At 69.2% G+C, this 16,543-nt stretch carries 15 protein-coding genes; 8 read left to right on the forward strand and 7 right to left on the reverse strand.

Features of this window, described 5'->3' with window-relative positions:
• From NA11_RS18640 to NA11_RS18650, 3 genes are all read right to left on the reverse strand, one after another.
• Positions 1 to 805 (reverse strand): serine/threonine-protein kinase (locus NA11_RS18640; RefSeq protein WP_245745951.1); only part of this gene is annotated, 805 nt, incomplete at its 3' end.
• 119 nt (positions 806 to 924) lie between these two features.
• Positions 925 to 1,620 carry a response regulator gene (locus NA11_RS18645; protein WP_174567697.1) on the reverse strand — a complete coding sequence of 232 codons (696 nt, stop codon included), beginning with the start codon at positions 1,618 to 1,620 and terminating at the stop codon, positions 925 to 927.
• Between the two features lie 103 nt (positions 1,621 to 1,723).
• Positions 1,724 to 3,064, reverse strand: a complete 1,341-nt coding sequence (locus tag NA11_RS18650) for a sensor histidine kinase (protein ID WP_069163212.1) — start codon at positions 3,062 to 3,064, stop codon at positions 1,724 to 1,726.
• A gap of 157 nt (positions 3,065 to 3,221) precedes the next feature.
• Here NA11_RS18650 and NA11_RS18655 point away from each other — a divergent pair, with 157 nt between their 5' ends.
• From NA11_RS18655 to NA11_RS18665, 3 genes are read left to right on the forward strand one after another with little or no spacing between them, the layout of a single operon-like run.
• Positions 3,222 to 3,542 (forward strand): hypothetical protein, encoded by a 321-nt coding sequence (locus NA11_RS18655; RefSeq protein ID WP_069163213.1) that lies wholly within the window; start codon positions 3,222 to 3,224, stop codon positions 3,540 to 3,542.
• 54 nt (positions 3,543 to 3,596) lie between these two features.
• Positions 3,597 to 4,304 (forward strand): ABC transporter ATP-binding protein, encoded by a 708-nt coding sequence (locus tag NA11_RS18660; RefSeq protein ID WP_069163214.1) that lies wholly within the window; start codon positions 3,597 to 3,599, stop codon positions 4,302 to 4,304.
• Complete coding sequence (locus NA11_RS18665; RefSeq protein WP_069163215.1) at positions 4,301 to 6,793, forward strand: ABC transporter permease; 2,493 nt, start codon at positions 4,301 to 4,303, stop codon at positions 6,791 to 6,793. Before NA11_RS18660 ends, NA11_RS18665 begins: the two co-directional genes overlap by 4 nt.
• A 10-nt stretch (positions 6,794 to 6,803) precedes the next feature.
• Here NA11_RS18665 and NA11_RS18670 read toward each other — a convergent pair whose 3' ends face one another.
• Positions 6,804 to 8,699, reverse strand: coding sequence for a serine/threonine-protein kinase (locus NA11_RS18670; RefSeq protein WP_069163216.1), 1,896 nt, complete (start codon positions 8,697 to 8,699; stop codon positions 6,804 to 6,806).
• A gap of 416 nt (positions 8,700 to 9,115) precedes the next feature.
• Between NA11_RS18670 and NA11_RS18675 the strand changes: the two genes are divergently transcribed.
• Positions 9,116 to 10,048 (forward strand): serine hydrolase, encoded by a 933-nt coding sequence (locus NA11_RS18675; RefSeq protein ID WP_245745953.1) that lies wholly within the window; start codon positions 9,116 to 9,118, stop codon positions 10,046 to 10,048.
• A gap of 12 nt (positions 10,049 to 10,060) precedes the next feature.
• Here the strand turns inward: NA11_RS18675 and NA11_RS18680 are convergent, their stop codons facing one another.
• Positions 10,061 to 10,726, reverse strand: coding sequence for a response regulator (locus NA11_RS18680; protein WP_069163217.1), 666 nt, complete (start codon positions 10,724 to 10,726; stop codon positions 10,061 to 10,063).
• A 111-nt stretch (positions 10,727 to 10,837) separates the two neighbouring features.
• Complete coding sequence (locus NA11_RS18685; RefSeq protein WP_069163218.1) at positions 10,838 to 12,022, reverse strand: sensor histidine kinase; 1,185 nt, start codon at positions 12,020 to 12,022, stop codon at positions 10,838 to 10,840.
• A gap of 167 nt (positions 12,023 to 12,189) precedes the next feature.
• On the opposite strand from NA11_RS18685, the gene NA11_RS18690 reads away from it, so the two are divergent.
• The 3 genes from NA11_RS18690 to NA11_RS18700 are packed head-to-tail and all read left to right on the forward strand — an operon-like array spanning position 12,190 to position 14,931.
• A complete protein-coding gene (locus tag NA11_RS18690) occupies positions 12,190 to 12,987 on the forward strand; it encodes a hypothetical protein (protein WP_174567698.1) in 798 nt (265 codons plus the stop codon).
• Positions 12,984 to 14,459, forward strand: coding sequence for an alpha/beta-hydrolase family protein (locus NA11_RS18695; RefSeq protein ID WP_245745955.1), 1,476 nt, complete (start codon positions 12,984 to 12,986; stop codon positions 14,457 to 14,459). Before NA11_RS18690 ends, NA11_RS18695 begins: the two co-directional genes overlap by 4 nt.
• Before the next feature lie 34 nt (positions 14,460 to 14,493).
• Positions 14,494 to 14,931, forward strand: a complete 438-nt coding sequence (locus NA11_RS18700) for an SRPBCC domain-containing protein (protein ID WP_069163219.1) — start codon at positions 14,494 to 14,496, stop codon at positions 14,929 to 14,931.
• On the opposite strand, the gene NA11_RS18705 is transcribed toward NA11_RS18700, so the two are convergent.
• Positions 14,904 to 15,524 (reverse strand): TetR/AcrR family transcriptional regulator, encoded by a 621-nt coding sequence (locus NA11_RS18705; RefSeq protein WP_069163220.1) that lies wholly within the window; start codon positions 15,522 to 15,524, stop codon positions 14,904 to 14,906. The two genes, NA11_RS18700 and NA11_RS18705, sit on opposite strands and share 28 nt — an antisense overlap.
• 111 nt (positions 15,525 to 15,635) lie before the next feature.
• Between NA11_RS18705 and NA11_RS18710 the strand changes: the two genes are divergently transcribed.
• Entirely contained in the window at positions 15,636 to 16,481 is an 846-nt protein-coding gene (locus NA11_RS18710; protein ID WP_069163221.1) for an SDR family NAD(P)-dependent oxidoreductase, read from the forward strand.
• The last annotated feature ends 62 nt before the right edge of the window (positions 16,482 to 16,543 follow it).

A 16,543-nucleotide genomic window follows, 5' to 3' on the forward strand; every position in this document is an offset into this window, starting at 1 on the left:
CCTGCGGCGCGGGCACACCGGGGATGGGCGCACCCGTCAACGCGGCGCGCGCGGCCCCTACCATTGCCGACGCGGTCGGCCAGCGATCCGCCGGATTCTTGGCCATGCCCCGCGCGATCACCGTGTCGAGCCCCGCCGGAATTCCCGCGTCCTGCATGCTCGGCCGCGGCGGCGGATCGGATAAGTGCGACCGGATCAGCACGTTCATGCTGGCCGCCGGGAAAGGCGACGCGCCCGTCAGGCACTCGTGGAGGACGCAGGCGAGCGAATAGATGTCCGCGCGCCCGGTAACGTCGCTGACGTCGAAGCGCTCCGGGGCCATGTAGATGTAGGAGCCGACGGCCGTGCCGACCATCGTGACGGCGCTGTCGCCCTCGGTGTGCGCGAGGCCGAAGTCGACGAGGTAGGCGAAGTCCGCGGCAGTCACCAAGATGTTGGCGGGCTTGATGTCACGATGCACCAGACCGCCCGCGTGTGCGGCGTCGAGCGCGCCCGCGATCTGCTCGATGATGCCCACCGCGCGGATCGGGCTCAGCGGCCCCTCCTTGCGCAGCAGGGTGCGCAGATCTACGCCGGGCACCCGCAGCATGTCGATGAACAGCACACCGTCGATGACACCCCAGTCGTGAATCGGGATGATGTGCGGCTCGGCGATCCGAGCGGCCGCTTGCGATTCGCGCCGGAACCGGACCTGGTAGACGGGATCGCCCGCGAGTTCCTGGTGCAGCAGCTTGAGCGCGACTACCCGGCCCTTGGCCGTGTCATAGGCCTCGTAGACCTCGCCCATGCCCCCCTTGCCCAGCATCGACCGCAATTCGTACGGCCCGAACCGTGTGCCGGTTCGCGGCCCAGGTGTCTCCACCCCGTCAATCCTCCACATCCCGGGCCAGGAGTGCACGCATAGATCTCGCGACCGCCTGCCCGTCAAAGAGTGGATTCTCCGGGTGTCACCACCCCGTGGTCAAACGCAAAGACGATCGCCGCGGCCCGATCCCGCAGCTCGAGCTTGCCGAATATGTGTCCGACATGGCTTTTCACGGTCACTTCCGAGATGCCGAGTTCGCGGGCGATTTCCGCGTTCACCCGGCCGCGCCCGATCAGTTCGAGCACCTCGTACTCGCGCGCGGTGAGGTCGGAAAGCCGGGCATTCGGACGTACCGGACTCGGGCGTACCGTCCGGTATGCGGTCAGCACCCGCTCGGTGACGGACGGGTCGAGCCAGGCACCGCCGGTCGCGACCATCCGCACCGCGCGAATGAGGTCCTCGGCGGGCGAGTCCTTCAGGATGAAACCGGCCGCGCCCGCCCGCAGCGCGCCGGAGAGCAGCTGATCGTCGTCGAAGGTGGTCAGCACCAGAACTGGCGGCGCACCGTCGCGGGCGCGCAGCAGGCGGGTGGCGTCGATGCCGCCGACCCGTTTCATGCGCAGGTCCATCAGCACCACGTCCGGGCGTTCCTCGGCGACCGCGGCGAGCACCTCGTCGCCGTCGGCGCATTCGGTGACGACGAAACCGTCACGCCGCCGCAGGATCCGGCGCAGGCCACCGCGGACGAGCTCCTGGTCGTCGACCACCAGCACGGTCACCGGGTCCTCGGCGCCCGCGGGCGATGCCGCTGTCACCCGATCTCCCGCGTCCCGCAGGTGCTCATCGGCGTGCTGCGCCTGATGCGCAGCTGTCTGCGCCCGGTGCGCGCATGTCTCAGCGCCGCGCGAGTGTGTCCCATCACGCCTCCTGTGCCTTGCGAGGTTCCGTCAAGCCGTGCAGCAGCCCTGGCAATATCGCGCACGAGATGCCGCCGCGGGTGGGGGCGAGCGGAATGGCGGCCCGGACCGACCAGCCGTCGTCATCCCTGCCCGCGTTCATCCGGCCGCCGAGCAGTTCGGCGCGCTGCCGCATTCCGGAGACGCCCATTCCGCTGCCCGGGTGGACCGGTAGACCGGCCGGCGCGCTGTTGTGCACCGTCAATGTCACCTCGGTGCCGTCGACGTCCACGTGGACGGACGCGGACCCGCCCGGCGCGTGCTTGACGACATTGGCGAGGGACTCCTGGCCGATTCGATACAGCGCGAGGCCGAGCGCGGGCGATATCGCGCGGAGATCGCCGGTGCTCAGGTAGCGCACCTCCAGGCCTGCGCGCGCGAAATCACCTACCAGGCCCTGAATATCCTCTACGCCCGGTTCCGGGACCAGCTTGGACGGACGCGCGTCGAGCAGCCCGACGGTGCGCCGGATATCGGCCATCGCCTGGCGGCCGAGCTGTTCGGCGTCGGTCAGCGATTCCACCGCGTCCTCGACATCGCGATCGGTCTGCAGCGCATGCCGTGCCGCGGTGAGATGCAACAGGGTGATGCTCAACGAGTGCGCGATCACGTCGTGCACCTCACGGGCGATCCGGCGGCGCTCCTCGTCGGCGGCTTGCGCGGCACGGATGTCCTGGTAGCCGCGCTCCTGGTAGAGGAAGCGGCGCTGGTATTGCAGCATCACCCCGGCCATCCACCCGAACGCGACGCCGACCAGGTAGGTCGGCAAGCCTTGGGACAGATGGTCGTTCATGTCGAAGACCACCAGTTCGATCATCATCGCGGCGGTGATCGGCACGCTGATCCGCTTGCGTGCGATGGCCGCCACCTCACCCGCCGCGGCAACAAGCACGAAGGGCGCGAGGTCGGGCGAGACGGGCTGGGCCAGGAACAACGCCTCCGCGGTCATCGCGAAGAGGCCGAGTGTCAGCGGCCGCGGCATCACGCCGAGGAACGCGTACATCGGGCCGAATGCGGTGGTCAACAGCACGGCGAGGATCGGGAGTGCGGTCGGAAAGTAGCTGTGCCGCTGGATCGCCGCCGAGACGGCGACGACGAACAGCGCCAGATCGACCGCGATGATGACCGACGGCGGATAGTCGAAGGGCAGTTCCTCGACGCGGCGCTGGAACGAGGTCACCGGCTGCCGCGCGAATTCGATGACGCGCTGCTTGGACCGGCCGAGCGACGCACCGGCCCGCCGGAACGCACCGACCACCGGCCGCTGCTCGCCTGCCGGGGTGGAGACGCCGATCACACCCATGCGGTAAGGCTAACCGCCTGGTACCGGCCCATGCATCGTTCCGGAAGCGGGCGGCTTCTCCTACCGTGGTCGGAGACAGATTCGGGTCCACGGCACGAAGACAGAAAGACCGTCTCGTCCGTAGCGTGAGGCACATCGTCAACGGAAGGCGAGGCTCATGTCCTGGAAAGATCAGCACGCCCGCACCGACATCGTGCATCTGGTGCTTGCCCGCGCCGCGGCCGACCCGGCCGATCCACGGCTGTTCGACGGCATTCCCGACCTGACCCGACTGTTCGGCGACGCCGATGGGCTGTTGCTCGCACTGCGCTATCGATGGAACATCCATCTCGATGCCAAGCTGGATCAGGCACTGTCCCAAGGACAGTCGGCGATCGAGGCCTACCTCGAGCTCGCCGCCGAACAACCGGTGCTGCGCGCCGTGCTCGATGCCCAGTATCGTCGCCGCCACCACGTGTCGGAAGTCATGGCGCGCTGACGGGCGACTAAGGATCAACAGCTGGTGATCGACGGAACAGACCGGGGGACAACGATGCCGAAGCACGCGATGCTCGAATTATCCGAAGTGACCAAGGAGTACCGGGTCGGCGGGCAGACGGTGCGCGCGCTCGACGGGATCAGCCTGCGCATCGAGCAGGGCGAATTCACCTCGATCATCGGGCCGTCCGGGTCGGGCAAGAGCACGTTGTTGCATCTGCTCGGCGCGCTGGACACGCCGAACAGCGGTTCGATCCGCTTCCAGGGCAACGAGATCGGCACCCTGGACGAGGACAGCCAATCCGAGTTCCGGCGCAAGCGGGTCGGTTTCATCTTCCAGTTCTTCAACCTGCTGCCGACTCTGTCCGCCTGGGAGAACGTCGCGATCCCGAAGTTGCTGGACGGCACCGGAATGCGCAAGGCCAAGCCGCGCGCGCTGGAACTGCTCGACCAGGTCGGGCTCAGCGACCGCGCGAACCACCGCCCCGCCGAGTTGTCCGGCGGCCAGATGCAGCGGGTCGCGGTGGCACGGGCGCTGATCATGGACCCGGCGCTGATCCTGGCCGACGAACCGACCGGCAACCTGGATTCCAAGACCGGCGCTTCGATTCTGGCCCTGCTCGGCGAGATCGCCGGCGCAGGCAATTCCGTGGTGATGGTGACCCACGACATGGGCGCGGTGGCCTACTGCGACCGGGTGATCACGTTGCGCGACGGGCGGATCGGCTCGAACGACAGCGTCGAGCGTTCGGTCAGCGCATGATCGCAACCGCATGGGATCGGTTGCGGCTGTTCAATATCGGCGATCTGCTCGTGCATCGCGCGCGCACCATGATGTCCCTGGTGGTGATGGGGGTTTCGGCGGGCCTGCTTGTCGCGGTGATGAGCATCTCCGGCTCGGTCACCGGATCGGTGGAGCGGCTCACCCAGAGTCTCGGCGGCCGGGCCGCGCTCGAGGTCACCGGCATCACCGACGCCGGGTTCGATCAGCAACTGCTGCAACGGGTTGCGACCACACCCGGTGTCGACAAGGCGGTGCCCATGTTGCGCGCCCAGCTCGGCACCGGCGACCGCAGGGCGCTGCTGATCGGCGCCGACACCAACATCGCGGCATTGGGCAGCGAGCTGGCCGGGCCGATGGCCGCACAGACGGGCAAGCTGCTCACGGTGCCCAACGGTGTGCTGGTCGGCGCCGCGATGGGCTACCGGGAGGGCGAGCAGTTCCGCCTCGGCTCCGGAACCGTCACCGTCGCAGCCGTTATCGACGGCACGTCGTCCGAGCGTCTCAACGGCGGCCACATCATCGCCGCACCCATCGGACTCGCGCAGCGGGTCACCGAACGGGTCGGGCGGCTCGACTCCATTCAGGTCGTTCCCGCACAGGGCACCTCGGTCGAGGACCTGCGCGCCGAACTGACCTCGGTCGTCGAAGGCCGTGCGGTCGTTGCCGATCCGACCCTGCGCACCGCGCAGGCAGGCGGTGCGATTCAGCTGGTGCGGTACTCCACGCTGATGGCTTCGGCTGCCGCACTGATCGTTTCGGCGTTCCTCATCTACAACGCGATGAGCATGGCGATCGCACAACGCAGGCCGATGCTGTCGTTGCTGCGGGCGATCGGCGGCAAGCGCGGTCCGATGGTGCGTGACCTGCTCGCCGAGGCCGCGCTGCTCGGCCTGTTCGGCGGCGCGGTCGGCGCCGTGATCGGCATCTTCATGGGCCGCATCGCCATCGGTCAGCTGCCCGTCGCGGTGATGTCCTCGGTCGAGGCACGCACCGAATACCTGGTGCCCTGGTACGCGATTCCGTTCGCCGTCGCCGCCTGTGTGTTCGCCAGCGTGTTCGCGGCCGGACTGGCCGCGCGCCAGGTGTATCGGGTGGAACCTATCGAGGCGCTGGCTCCGGTCGGCGTCGGCCGCACGGACCGGACCAGCCCGCTGATGCGGTGGGGTGCGGTGGTGCTCGGCCTCGGCCTCGGCGTGGTGGCGATCGTGGCCGCCGAGCTGGATCTCGGCCGGTATTCGCTGGGCGGCATCTCGTTGGCGATCCTCGCGTCGGTCGTGCTCTGCTACGCCGCGATCGGCCCGATCGTCCGGTGCACGGCGGCGATCGCCCGCGTCTTCGGCGCGCCGGGCGCGCTCGGCGCAACCACCCTCGAGCGCGCGCCGCGCCGGGTGTGGGCGACGGCGATGACGGTGATGATCGGCGTGGCCGCCACGGTCTCCATGAGCGGCGCCTCGACCAATATGGTCGATTCCGCCGCCACAACCTTCAAAGACCTTGCCAAGAACGACGTGTACATCACCCCGGCCTCGCTGGCGGAGTTCCCGACCGGCCCGCTGCTGCCCGCCGGACTCACCGAGAAGGTCGCCGCGATCCCCGGCGTCGCGTCGACGAGTGAGGCGCAGATGGCCTTCGCCACCCTCGGCGGCGGACGGGTGATGTTGCAGGGCTTCCCGCCCAACGCACGCGAGACCAGGATGGGCATGCTCGACGATGCCGCCGTCGCGCGGTTGTCCGCCGGTCAGGGCGTGGCGGTCTCGCGGGACGTGGCGCGCTCGCTCGGCGTCGACGTCGGCGCCACGCTGACCCTGCCGACCCCGACCGGCACGCACTCGGTGACCGTAGTGCAGGTGGTTCCGTACTTCTCGGCGATCGCAGGCGTGGTCATGATGGACCTCGACCTGTTGCGGCAGTGGTACGAGCGGCCCGGCGAGACGGTCCTCACCGCCAACTTCGCGCCAGGCGCGGATCGCACGGCCGTGCTGGCGGCGATCCGGCAGGTGGTGCCCGCGGAGCTGCACGTGGACACCGGGCCGAACACCGTGGTCGCGGCCGCGTCCAGCATTCGGCAAGGCTCGGCGATGAGCAACTCCATCCTCTGGATCGTGGTGCTGGTGGCCACGGTGGCGCTGTTGAACACGTTGATGCTGTCGGTGCTCGAGCGGCGCAGAGAGCTCGGCGTGCTGCGGGCCATGGGCACCAACCGCAAGTTCCTGATGCGCTCGGTGCTCGCCGAGGCGGCGGGCATCGGATTGGTCGGCGCCGCACTGGGTCTCGTGGTCGGCATCGGGGTGCAGTACCTGGCGACCGCCGCCATCGCGCACGCGCTCACCATCGACGTCCTCTACCGGCCGAGCCCGATGCTGCTGGTGTACGGCACCGCGGCGCTCGGGCTCGCGCTGCTCGGCTCGATCCCGCCTGCGCTGCGCGCGGCACGGCTGCCGATCGTGGAGGCGCTGGCCGTCGACTGAATCGCGGTGGCTACAACGGTAAGTCGGTGAACCAGGCCTTGAACTTGGCCATGGTCAGGCCGAACCCGGAGTCGGGCATGCTGTCGGTGAGCGTGACGCTGGCGTAGAGCAGGTAGTTCGCCCGCGCCGGGTCGGACTCGAAGCTCACAACGACGAACCCGTCCGGCAGGCCGCCGCCGTCCTTCTTCCAGCGGTAAGTGGTGTAGGACTTGCCGCCGTTGCTCTCGGTCGCCTTGGTGTTCGACGGCAGGTCGAGCAGCGCCGCCTTGGCGTCCTCCGGCGTCTTGAAGGCGACCGCGAGGTAGTCGGGCTGGTCGATCGGCACGCCCCAGCAGTTCCAGGCGGTCTCCCACTTGGGGAAGGCGGGCGCGTCGTCGTCGCTGGACGGCTTGCCGCCGGTCTTGGAAGTGTCGAGGAAGCAGGTCTTTCCCTCGTAGCCTGGCCCGCTGCCGATGCCGTACTTGGTGTCGACACCCTGCGGTACCAGCTTGGGGAACGACTTGGCGAGGGCGTTCGGGTCGGTGGGTGTGCCTGCCGCGGTGGACTTTCCGGTGCTCGACGGCGACGACGGCGAATCCGAGTCGCCCGCGAACGCGAGCACGACCCCGGTGACGACGAGCGCGATCACCGCGACCAGTGAGATCACCACGATGAGCGCGGTATTCGAGCGACGCGGCGGACCTGGCGGCCGCTGATAGCCGGGGCCTTGATTCGGTCCGTACCCGATCGGCGGCGGACCGGACGGCGAGAACGCTTGCCCAGCACCGGAGTTCGGTGGATACGTGACGCCGCTCTGGCCGACCGAGGCGAACTGCTGACCGCTGCTCGAGTCGACCGGCGCGCCGTATCCGGTCGGCGGGAACTGCTGCCCGGCACCGAAACTCGGCCCGTACTGCAACCCGCTTGCGCTCGGCCCGTACTGCGGCGCACCGGTACTCGGCCCCGCCGTGTTGGTCGGCCCCGAGGTGGCGAGCGGCGCCCCATACGCGAGCGGCGATCCGGGGTACCCGCCGGACCCCTGCTGCGCCTGCATCGTCGGGGCGGGCTGCGGGGTGTACTGGGGCATCGCGTGCGTCGGAGCCGTGAGCGCTTGCCGTGCGGCAGCGGCGAATTCGGCGCAGGACGGGAACCGGTGCTCCGGGCGCTTCGCCATGGCCACCGCGATGACCGCGTCCATCGCCGCGGGCAGACCTTGCCGCAGCGCCGCCGCCGAGGGAGGTGCCAGCTGCAGGTGGCCGCGGATGATCTCGGCAGGAGCAGGCGCGTCGAACGGGGCGACCCCGGTCAGCAGCCAATACAGCGCGCACGCCAGCGAATACTGGTCGGAGCGGTGGTCGAGGTGCGCGCCGGTCATCTGCTCCGGCGAGGCGTAGGCAAGGGTGGCAGTGAACATCCCGGTCTGGGTCAGATGCGTGGAATCCTCACGCAGCCTGGCGATGCCGAAGTCGGTGAGAAAGACCCGCTCGCGGTGGCCGCCGCGGGCCAGCATGATGTTGGCGGGCTTCACGTCCCGGTGCAGCACGCCCATGCCGTGCGCGTAATCCAGTGCCTCGGCGACACCCTCGATGATCTGCACCGCCCGCTCCGGCGGCAGATTGTGCGGGTTCACCGTTGCCGCGTCGACGCCGTCGACGTACTGCATGGAGATCCACAGCTGGTCGTCCTCGGTGCCGCGGTCGTACACGGCGACGATGTTCGGGTGATCGAGTTGCGCGGCGAGATCGGCCTCCCGCTCGAACCGCGCCCGAACCTCTTTGTCGGTGAACAGCTCACGATTGAGCAGCTTCAGCGCGGTTTGCCGAGGCAGCCTTGGATGTCGGGCCAGATACACCGATCCCATGCCGCCCTGCCCGAGCAGCCTTTCGATGGTGAACCCGGCGAACACCTCACCGCTGGTCAGCAACACGCCCCCTTCAGGTAACGCCGCGGCGTCCGGAGGTCACGTCCGAGCGCGTCATACAGATCCTGGAGCATAGCGAACGCGGCTGGAGGCAGGGTCCGTCCGTCTCCCCACTCGCGCCGAGTGCTGACCAAACACTGCCAGAAGCGGCCCGCCGAAGCACGTCGAGCCGGAGAATTCGCCCGGCGGCGGCACCATGAAACGATGGCCATCCGACGCGATCGCACGGCCGCTCAGGCGGGTACGCAGAGCGGTATGGCCTCCTGGCCACGCAGTTTCGAATTCTTCATGACTATCGGCGAAACTATGCGGAAGGCATCATCGTCGGGTGAACGGCTCTACGATGCCGTCATGATGGTGTTACGCCCGGTTACCGATCGGGTGGATCCGATGAGCTAATTTTGCACCGCCGAGGCACAGCGATGACACGCACTGGTGGTGGGGAGGACGCGGTGGTGATGTCCACGGGAACACGGTTCGCGCGCCGCTCGGCGTTGCGCGGCACCGCCCTGCTCGCGTTGCTCGTATCGACCTCGTGCGCACTGCTTCCCGGCAATAGGAACACCGACGACCGGCCCGCCGTCATCGTCGACACCGCCGGATCGTTCCGGCCGGGCCTTTCGGTCTCGATCCCGGATTCGCTCGCCGCGGATTTCACTCAGCTGCAACCGAATCTGGGCGGCCAGGTCGGCATGGCGATCATGCCGGTCGGCGGTGGCCGGATGACCATTTTCGGCGACTGGACCAGCGGCATCGCCTGGTCGACCATCAAGGTGCCGCTTGCTATCGCCGCGCTGCGGCACGATCAGGACGAGCGCATCGCCGAGGAGGCCGAGGCCGCGATCACCGTGTCCGACAACGATGCGGCCGAAGCACTCTGGCAGTCCCTCGGCGACGGGCTGGAGGCGGCGAAGGCGGTACAGGACGTGCTGGACGAGGCGGGCGACTCCACCACCGGCGTGGCAGGCCCACGAACCAGGTTGGACTACACCGCCTTCGGGCAGACCGAATGGACGCTGGCCAATCAGGTGCGCTTCGCGTCCCGGTTGCCGTGCCTGCCACACACTTTCCAGGTGCCCGCGCTGATGTCGGAGATCACCCCCGACCAGGCCTGGGGGCTCGGCGCTTTGGACGGCGCGGCGTTCAAGGGCGGCTGGGGGCCCGACGACGACACCGGCGCCTACACGGTCCGCCAGTTCGGCATCGTGCCGACCACCTCCGGCTTGGTCGCCGTCGCCCTTGCCGCACAGGCGGATTCGGGGACCTACGAGGACTCGACCACCATCATGGACCGGATCGCCGTGCTGCTCGGCAGGCACCTGTCCGAACTGCGCGGCGGCAGCTGCCCGGACTGACCGGCGCACCCGTCAGCCAGGCGTGACCAGACCGGACTCGTAGGCAAGGACGACCGCCTGCGCGCGGTCGCGCAGGTTCAGCTTCGAAAACACCTTGGACACATGGGTTTTCACGGTCTGCTCGGCGACGAACAGTGACTCCGCGATCTCGGTGTTGGACATGCCCTTCGCGATCAGCTCCAGCACCTCCCGCTCGCGCGGCGTGAGCGAGGCCAGCGCGGGCGTCGGCTTGGCGCGGGCGGCGGAGCGGCGCTTGGTGACATCGGCGATGAGCCGCCGGGTGACCGTCGGGGCGAGCAGCGCCTGGCCGTCGGCGACCACCCGGACCGCGCGAACGAGTTCCTCGGCGGGCGCGTCCTTGAGCAGGAACCCGCTCGCGCCGAGGCTCAGCGCCTCGTAGACGTAGTCGTCGATGTCGAAGGTGGTGAGCATCAGCACCCGCACCGGCGGGTCGAATCCGGCGGCCAGGATGGCGCGCGCCGCGTCGAGCCCGTTCATCTCCGGCATGCGCACGTCCATCAGGACCACATCCGGGCGCAACCGCTTGGCCTCGGCCACCGCGATCTTCCCGTCCGGAGCATCCCCCACCACGCTGATGTCGGGCTGGGCGGCGAGCAGGGCACCGAAACCCTGGCGCACCATCGCCTGGTCGTCGGCGATCAACACGGTTATTGCCACCGCTCTACCTTAGGCGGACCTGACACGCACCGGCGAGACGGCTCAGCTATGGGCTCGACCGAGCAGACGCGGGTCTGCGGGGCAGGTGCACGCCGGGCGACGGATAGATGTTCAGAGCACGGCGGTGTCGAGCGTGGCGCCCTGGCTCAGCGGCAGCTTGGCGTGCACCTCGAAGCCGCCGTCGGCGCTCGGGCCTGCGGTGAGTTCGCCGCCGACCGCGAGGGCGCGGGCCTGCATGCCCGCGATGCCGTGGCCGCCGTTGCCGACCGGGCGCGCGACAGTCGTCGACGGGCCGTTGCGCACGACGAGCTCGAGCACCGGCCCGACCCGCAGGTGCACCTGGATGGGCGCCTCCGGTGCGTGCCGCGAGGCATTGGACAGCGACTCCTGCGCGATCCGGTAGAGCGCGAGCCCCGGCGCGTCAGGGACGGTTTCGGGCGCGCCGTCGATCGTCCATGCGATGCGCACGCCTGCGCGCAGCGCGGCCTCGAACAGGCCCGGCACATCGGCGGCCTTGGGTTGCGGTGCGGTGTCGGGGGTTTGGCCGTCGCTGCGCAGCACGCCGAGCATGCCGCGGATCTCGTTCAGCGCCTCGCGGGCGGTGGCGCCGATCGACTCGAATTCGGCACGGGCCGCCGGGGTTACGCCCTCGACCCGATAGGGCGCGGTCTGCGCCTGCACCACCACCAGCGACATGTGATGCGCCACCACATCGTGCAGGTCGCGGGCGATGCGGGCCTTCTCCTCCAGGATCGCCCTTCGGGCCCGCTCGACCTCGTTCTCCTCTTCCTGCTTCACCAACTGCTGGCGGGAGAGCACCAACCAGCGCACGAGCAGGCCGAACAGCACCACCGCGCCGAGCGCGATCGGCCACGCCCACACCGTGCTGCTGTTCGACATCGTCGTGCCGAGCAGCAGCGAGGTCGCGACCCATGCCACGCCGATGATCGGCACGGTCGCCCGCACCGCCACCGCGAACAGCAGCACGAACAGGCTCAGGATGTGCACGACCTGGATCGGCAGATCGTTGTTGGGCTGATGCTGAATCGCCAGCGAGATGAGCATGCCGGAGCCTGCCGAGATGGCCCAGCCGAGCGCGGGGTTGACCCGGATGAGCAGCACCGGCAATGCGGCGAGCGCCGCGATGAACGGCTGCACCGCCCCCGGCACCGCGTGGGTGAGGTGCAGCGTCGGCCACGCCACCGCGAAGAAGATGAGGGCGACGAGCACGGTCAACACGTCGAACCACATTCGCCCCGTCAACCGCTTCATCCGGGCACGGCTCTGCTGCTTCATAGCTACGACCCTAGAAACCTCAGCTCACGGCCACGTCATACCCTCGGGTGATTTCGCACCCCGTACCTCGGTGCGAGACGTCTGCCCTGCTCCCCCACGGGCACGGGCGCGGAAACCGGTCTCCGGCGTGAGGTCAGCGAGCGGGCCGTCTTCCTAGCGTCTAGAACATGAGGACACCGACCACCGCAGGACCCGCGCCGACGCGGTCCGCGCAGGCCGCAGGCACCACCCGATTCCCTTCCGCCACTACCTCTTCGGCTCCCCGGCGCGCCGCGGCACTGGCCGCCGCGGCACTGACCACGCTGGCGGCCACCGCCTTCCTCGCCCCGGCGCCGCGTGCCGCGGCGGCGATCAGCGAGCCGGTCGAGAGTGCCTCGGCGCGGGTCGCGGTCGCCGAGCTGACCTCGGGTGGCCCCGGTTCGCTCGCCGCCATCCCTGACGACTTCAGCACCCGGTTCGGCTACCGGCCGAGCACGATCGGCGGGCTTGTGGCTAACCCGGACGGTGACTGCTCGTCCCCGGTGACACTGCCCGCCGAGTTCGACACCGCGTGCAAAGCGCACGACCTGGGCTATGACCTGCTGCGCTACGCCGAGCAGCGCGGCGAGCCGCTCGGACCGTGGGCGCGCCAGGCGCTGGACACGACGCTCGAACGGCACATGCACGAGGCCTGCGAGGCCAGGACCGACCCGTTCTCCCGGTCCCGGTGCAACACGATGGCCGGGATCGCGGCGACCTTCGTCGACCTCAACTCGCTGCGCCAGGACTACGGTGCGCCGGTCGCCGAGTCGCTCCTCGGGGATGCCGATTCGGCCACCAGCTGGCAGCTGCTCGGGGTGCTCGGCGCAGGCGTTGCCGGGCTCGGCGTTGCGCTCATGATGCGAAACACGAGGCGGGCGGAGCGGCCGAACGCCGCGGCCGCCTCGATGACCGATGTCACTGCCGCACTGGGGGTTCAGCGATGACGAGCACACTGTCGAGACCGGCGCACACCGCGGGTGAGGTGCTCACCTTCCCGCTGCGCAAGGCAGCCACCGAAACGCCTCAGGCCGTGATGGTTTCGCCCACAGGGCGGTTACGGCGGACGGCTGTCGCGGCGATGGCGCGACTGTCGTGGCCGCGGATCGGGACGACGCTGGCGATCGGAGCAGGCACGCTGGCCTCGTTGGCGCCCGGGCTGCTGCCGAGGACGCCTGGGACACAGGCGATCCTGACCGGGTTGCTCGTCGCGGTCGCGCTCGGGGTCGCGGGGATCGTTCGATTCGTGCTGCGGCGCTGGGACTTCGATGTCGATCGCCGGTGGGCGCGTGGTCGGCGGCCGTTGCTCGTCGTGGTGTCCGCGCTGGTGGTCGGCGCGGTCGCGCACGATACCCATTGGCAGAACGCGCTGCGCGCGGCCATGGATCGGCCCGCGATCGACCCCGCGTACTGGGTGCGGTGGGTGCTCGAAGCGGTGCTGATCGTCGCGGTGCTGGTGGGCGTCACCAAGTTCGGGGGCTGGGCGTTGCGCGCGCTGGGGTGGGTGCGTGGGGTGTCGCTGGCCGTGGTCACGGCGGCGTTCTTGGCGCTGGCCGGCGTGCCCGCGATGGTCGACTGGCGGCGGACCGCGTATGCCGTCGCCAACGCGGAGCTGGATCCCGCACTGGTTCAACCGGTCTCGGCGACCAGGTCGGGCAGCGCGACGTCGGCGGCGAGCTGGTCGTCGCTCGGCGCCGAGGGACGCAGGTTCGTCAGCGGCGACCCGGCGGGACCGATCCGGATCTACGTCGGGGTCGAATCGTCGCCGAACCTGCAATCCCGTGTCGCGCTTGCGCTTCGGGAGATGGAGCGCACCGGCGCGTTCGACCGGTCCAACCTCGTGCTGATGGTGCCCACCGGGTCGGGGTGGATCGACGGCAATGCTGTGCGCGGCTTCGACCAGCGCTTCGACGGCGACGTCGCCCTTGTCGGACTCCAGTATTCGTACGCACCGAGCTGGGTCACCTTCGTCTTCGGCCGGGATCAGGCGGTGGCCGCCGCACAGGCGCTGTTCACCGCCGTCGAGGATCGGATTCGCACGCTGACGCACAAGCCCAAGCTCTATCTCTACGGCCAGAGTCTCGGTGCGCTCGGCGGCAGCTCGGTCTTCGCCGACGACGCGGACCAGGACCGCCGCACCTGCGCCGCGCTGTGGGCCGGACCGCCCGCCGGACAGGTGCTTCGGGATGGGGCGACCGTGCTGGCGAACAGCTCCGACCCGGTCGTGCACTGGTCGCCCGCGCTGCTGTGGCGCGCCCCGGATCTGACCGGCGTCCGCACGGATGCGCCACGGCCACAATGGCTCCCGGTGGTCAGCTTCCTGCAGACCACCGCCGACCTGCTCGGCGCGCTCAACGCGCCTGCCGGCCACGGCCACCGCTACGGCATCGACCAGGGCACCGCCATGGGGACGTGCTGACGCGGCGCCATTATGCAACGTGTTCTAATTGCGCATGGCCTTTGTCATCGACGCGACCGTGGATATCGACGCACCCGCCGACGTGGTGTGGCAGGTGATCACCGATCTGCCTCGATACGGCGAGTGGAATCCCTTCGTCAGCGAATGCCGGAGCACGCTGGTGCCCGGCGAGCCGATCGACATGGTCGTCCACCTCGGGCCGAAGCCGCGCCGCCAGCGCGAATGGATGGTCTCGAACGTCGACGGGCGCGAACTCAGCTACGCGATGAAGCCGGTTCCCCTCGGCACGCTGCACAGTCTGCGGTCGCACACGCTGACGCCGCTCGACGGCGGGCGTACCCGGTACGTCTCTCACTTCGAACTCGCGGGCTGGCTGCGGCCGGTGGTGGTCGGCCTGCTCGGCAAGGCCATGCAGAAAGGCTTCGCCGGCATGACCGAAGGCATTCAGCGACAAGCGGAGTCGCGAAGGTAGGCCAGCGCGGCAGCCAAGACGGCGTCGGCGTACTCGTCGGTGAGGCCGCCGAGTCCGAGTGACCAGCGGAACTGGATCGGGCCGAGCAGGAGATCTGTCGCGAGGTCGAAGTCGAGGTCGTCACGGAGCTCGCCTGCGCGCACCCCGGCGGCCAGACGCTCGGCGATGGCCGCGCGCTGCGGCAGCAGCAGGCGCTCGCGGTAGGCAGCGTTGATCTCGGGGTCCTGCTGGATCTCGATGTACATCGCACGCAGGAACGGCTCGAAGGCGGGGTCGGTGAGGGCGGCGACCGAACCGCGCAGCAGCCCGCGGAGGTCGGCCGCGATGTCGCCGGTGTCGGGGAGCGCGAGACCGTCGGGGCCGGAATCCATTTCGAGCATCGCGTCGAACACGACAGCGCCTTTGGACGGCCACCAACGGTAGATGGTCTGTTTGCCGACACCGGCACGGGCGGCGATGGCCTCGACGCCGAGCTTTCCGTAGGGCAGCTCGCGAATGAGCTCGGCGGTGGCGGCCAGGATCGCGGCGCGGGCGCGTTCGCTGCGCCGAACCGCGCTGTGTGCCGTGCGACGGGTGGCAGGACTCTCGGGCATGTGGCGATCGTAACACCAACGAGACGAACCGTCTCGTCTTGACAGAGCCGCGGCAGCTTGGCATGGTTCTTTCCAACGAGACGGAGCGTCTCGCGACGAAAGGATCACCTCATGACCAGAACTTGGTTCATCACCGGCGCCAACCGCGGACTCGGCCGGGCCTTCACCCTGGCCGCGCTCGCCGAGGGTGACCGCGTCGTCGCGACCGCCCGCGAGCCGAAGACCATGGCCGACCTCGTCGATGATCGACTCACCGTGCTGCCGTTGGACGTTCGCGATCGGGACGGCGTCATCGCCACCGTGGACAAGGCATTCGCACTGGCAGGCACGATCGACGTGATCGTGAACAACGCGGGCTACGGATTGGTCGGCGCGCTGGAGGAACTCACCGAGGCGCAGATCAGGGACCAGATGGACACCAATTTCTATGGCGCCCTGTGGGTTTCCCAGGCGGCGACGCCGCACCTGCGCGCACAGGGCTTCGGCCACATCGTGCAGATCTCGACCGTCGGCGCGGTCGGCAGCCTGCCGCTGTTCGGCATGTACAACGCGAGCAAGTGGGCGCTGGAGGGATTCAGCGCGTCACTCGCGGATGAGTTGCGTCCCTTCGGCATTGCGGTCACGCTCGCGCAGATGGGTGGCTTCGACACCGATTGGGCGAAGTCGAGCATGAAGTTCGGCGCCGGGCTGCCCGCGTATGCGGAGCTGCGCACCGGGATCCTCGGCATGCCGGACTACCCGGACCCGAGCGCTCCCCCGCCCGCGACCGACTACGAATCCGAATGGCAGGAGGCGGCGCCGGAAGTGGGTGCGGCGGGACTCATCGCCTTGGTGAACATGCCGAATCCGCCGGTGCGCAAGGTCATCGGACCCGGCGCGCATCAGATGGTGTCGATGGCGCTGGATCAGCGACGCCAGGACTACCAGACCGACCCCGAATTCGTTTGGCCGGTCTGATCATTGGGATGCGCCGACCCGGCGTAGCCCGAAAGCGACTTCGCGCAGCCTCCCACTCGAGA

The organism is Nocardia altamirensis NBRC 108246 (assembly GCF_001612685.1).
GTDB classification, from domain to species: Bacteria; Actinomycetota; Actinomycetes; order Mycobacteriales; family Mycobacteriaceae; genus Nocardia; species Nocardia altamirensis.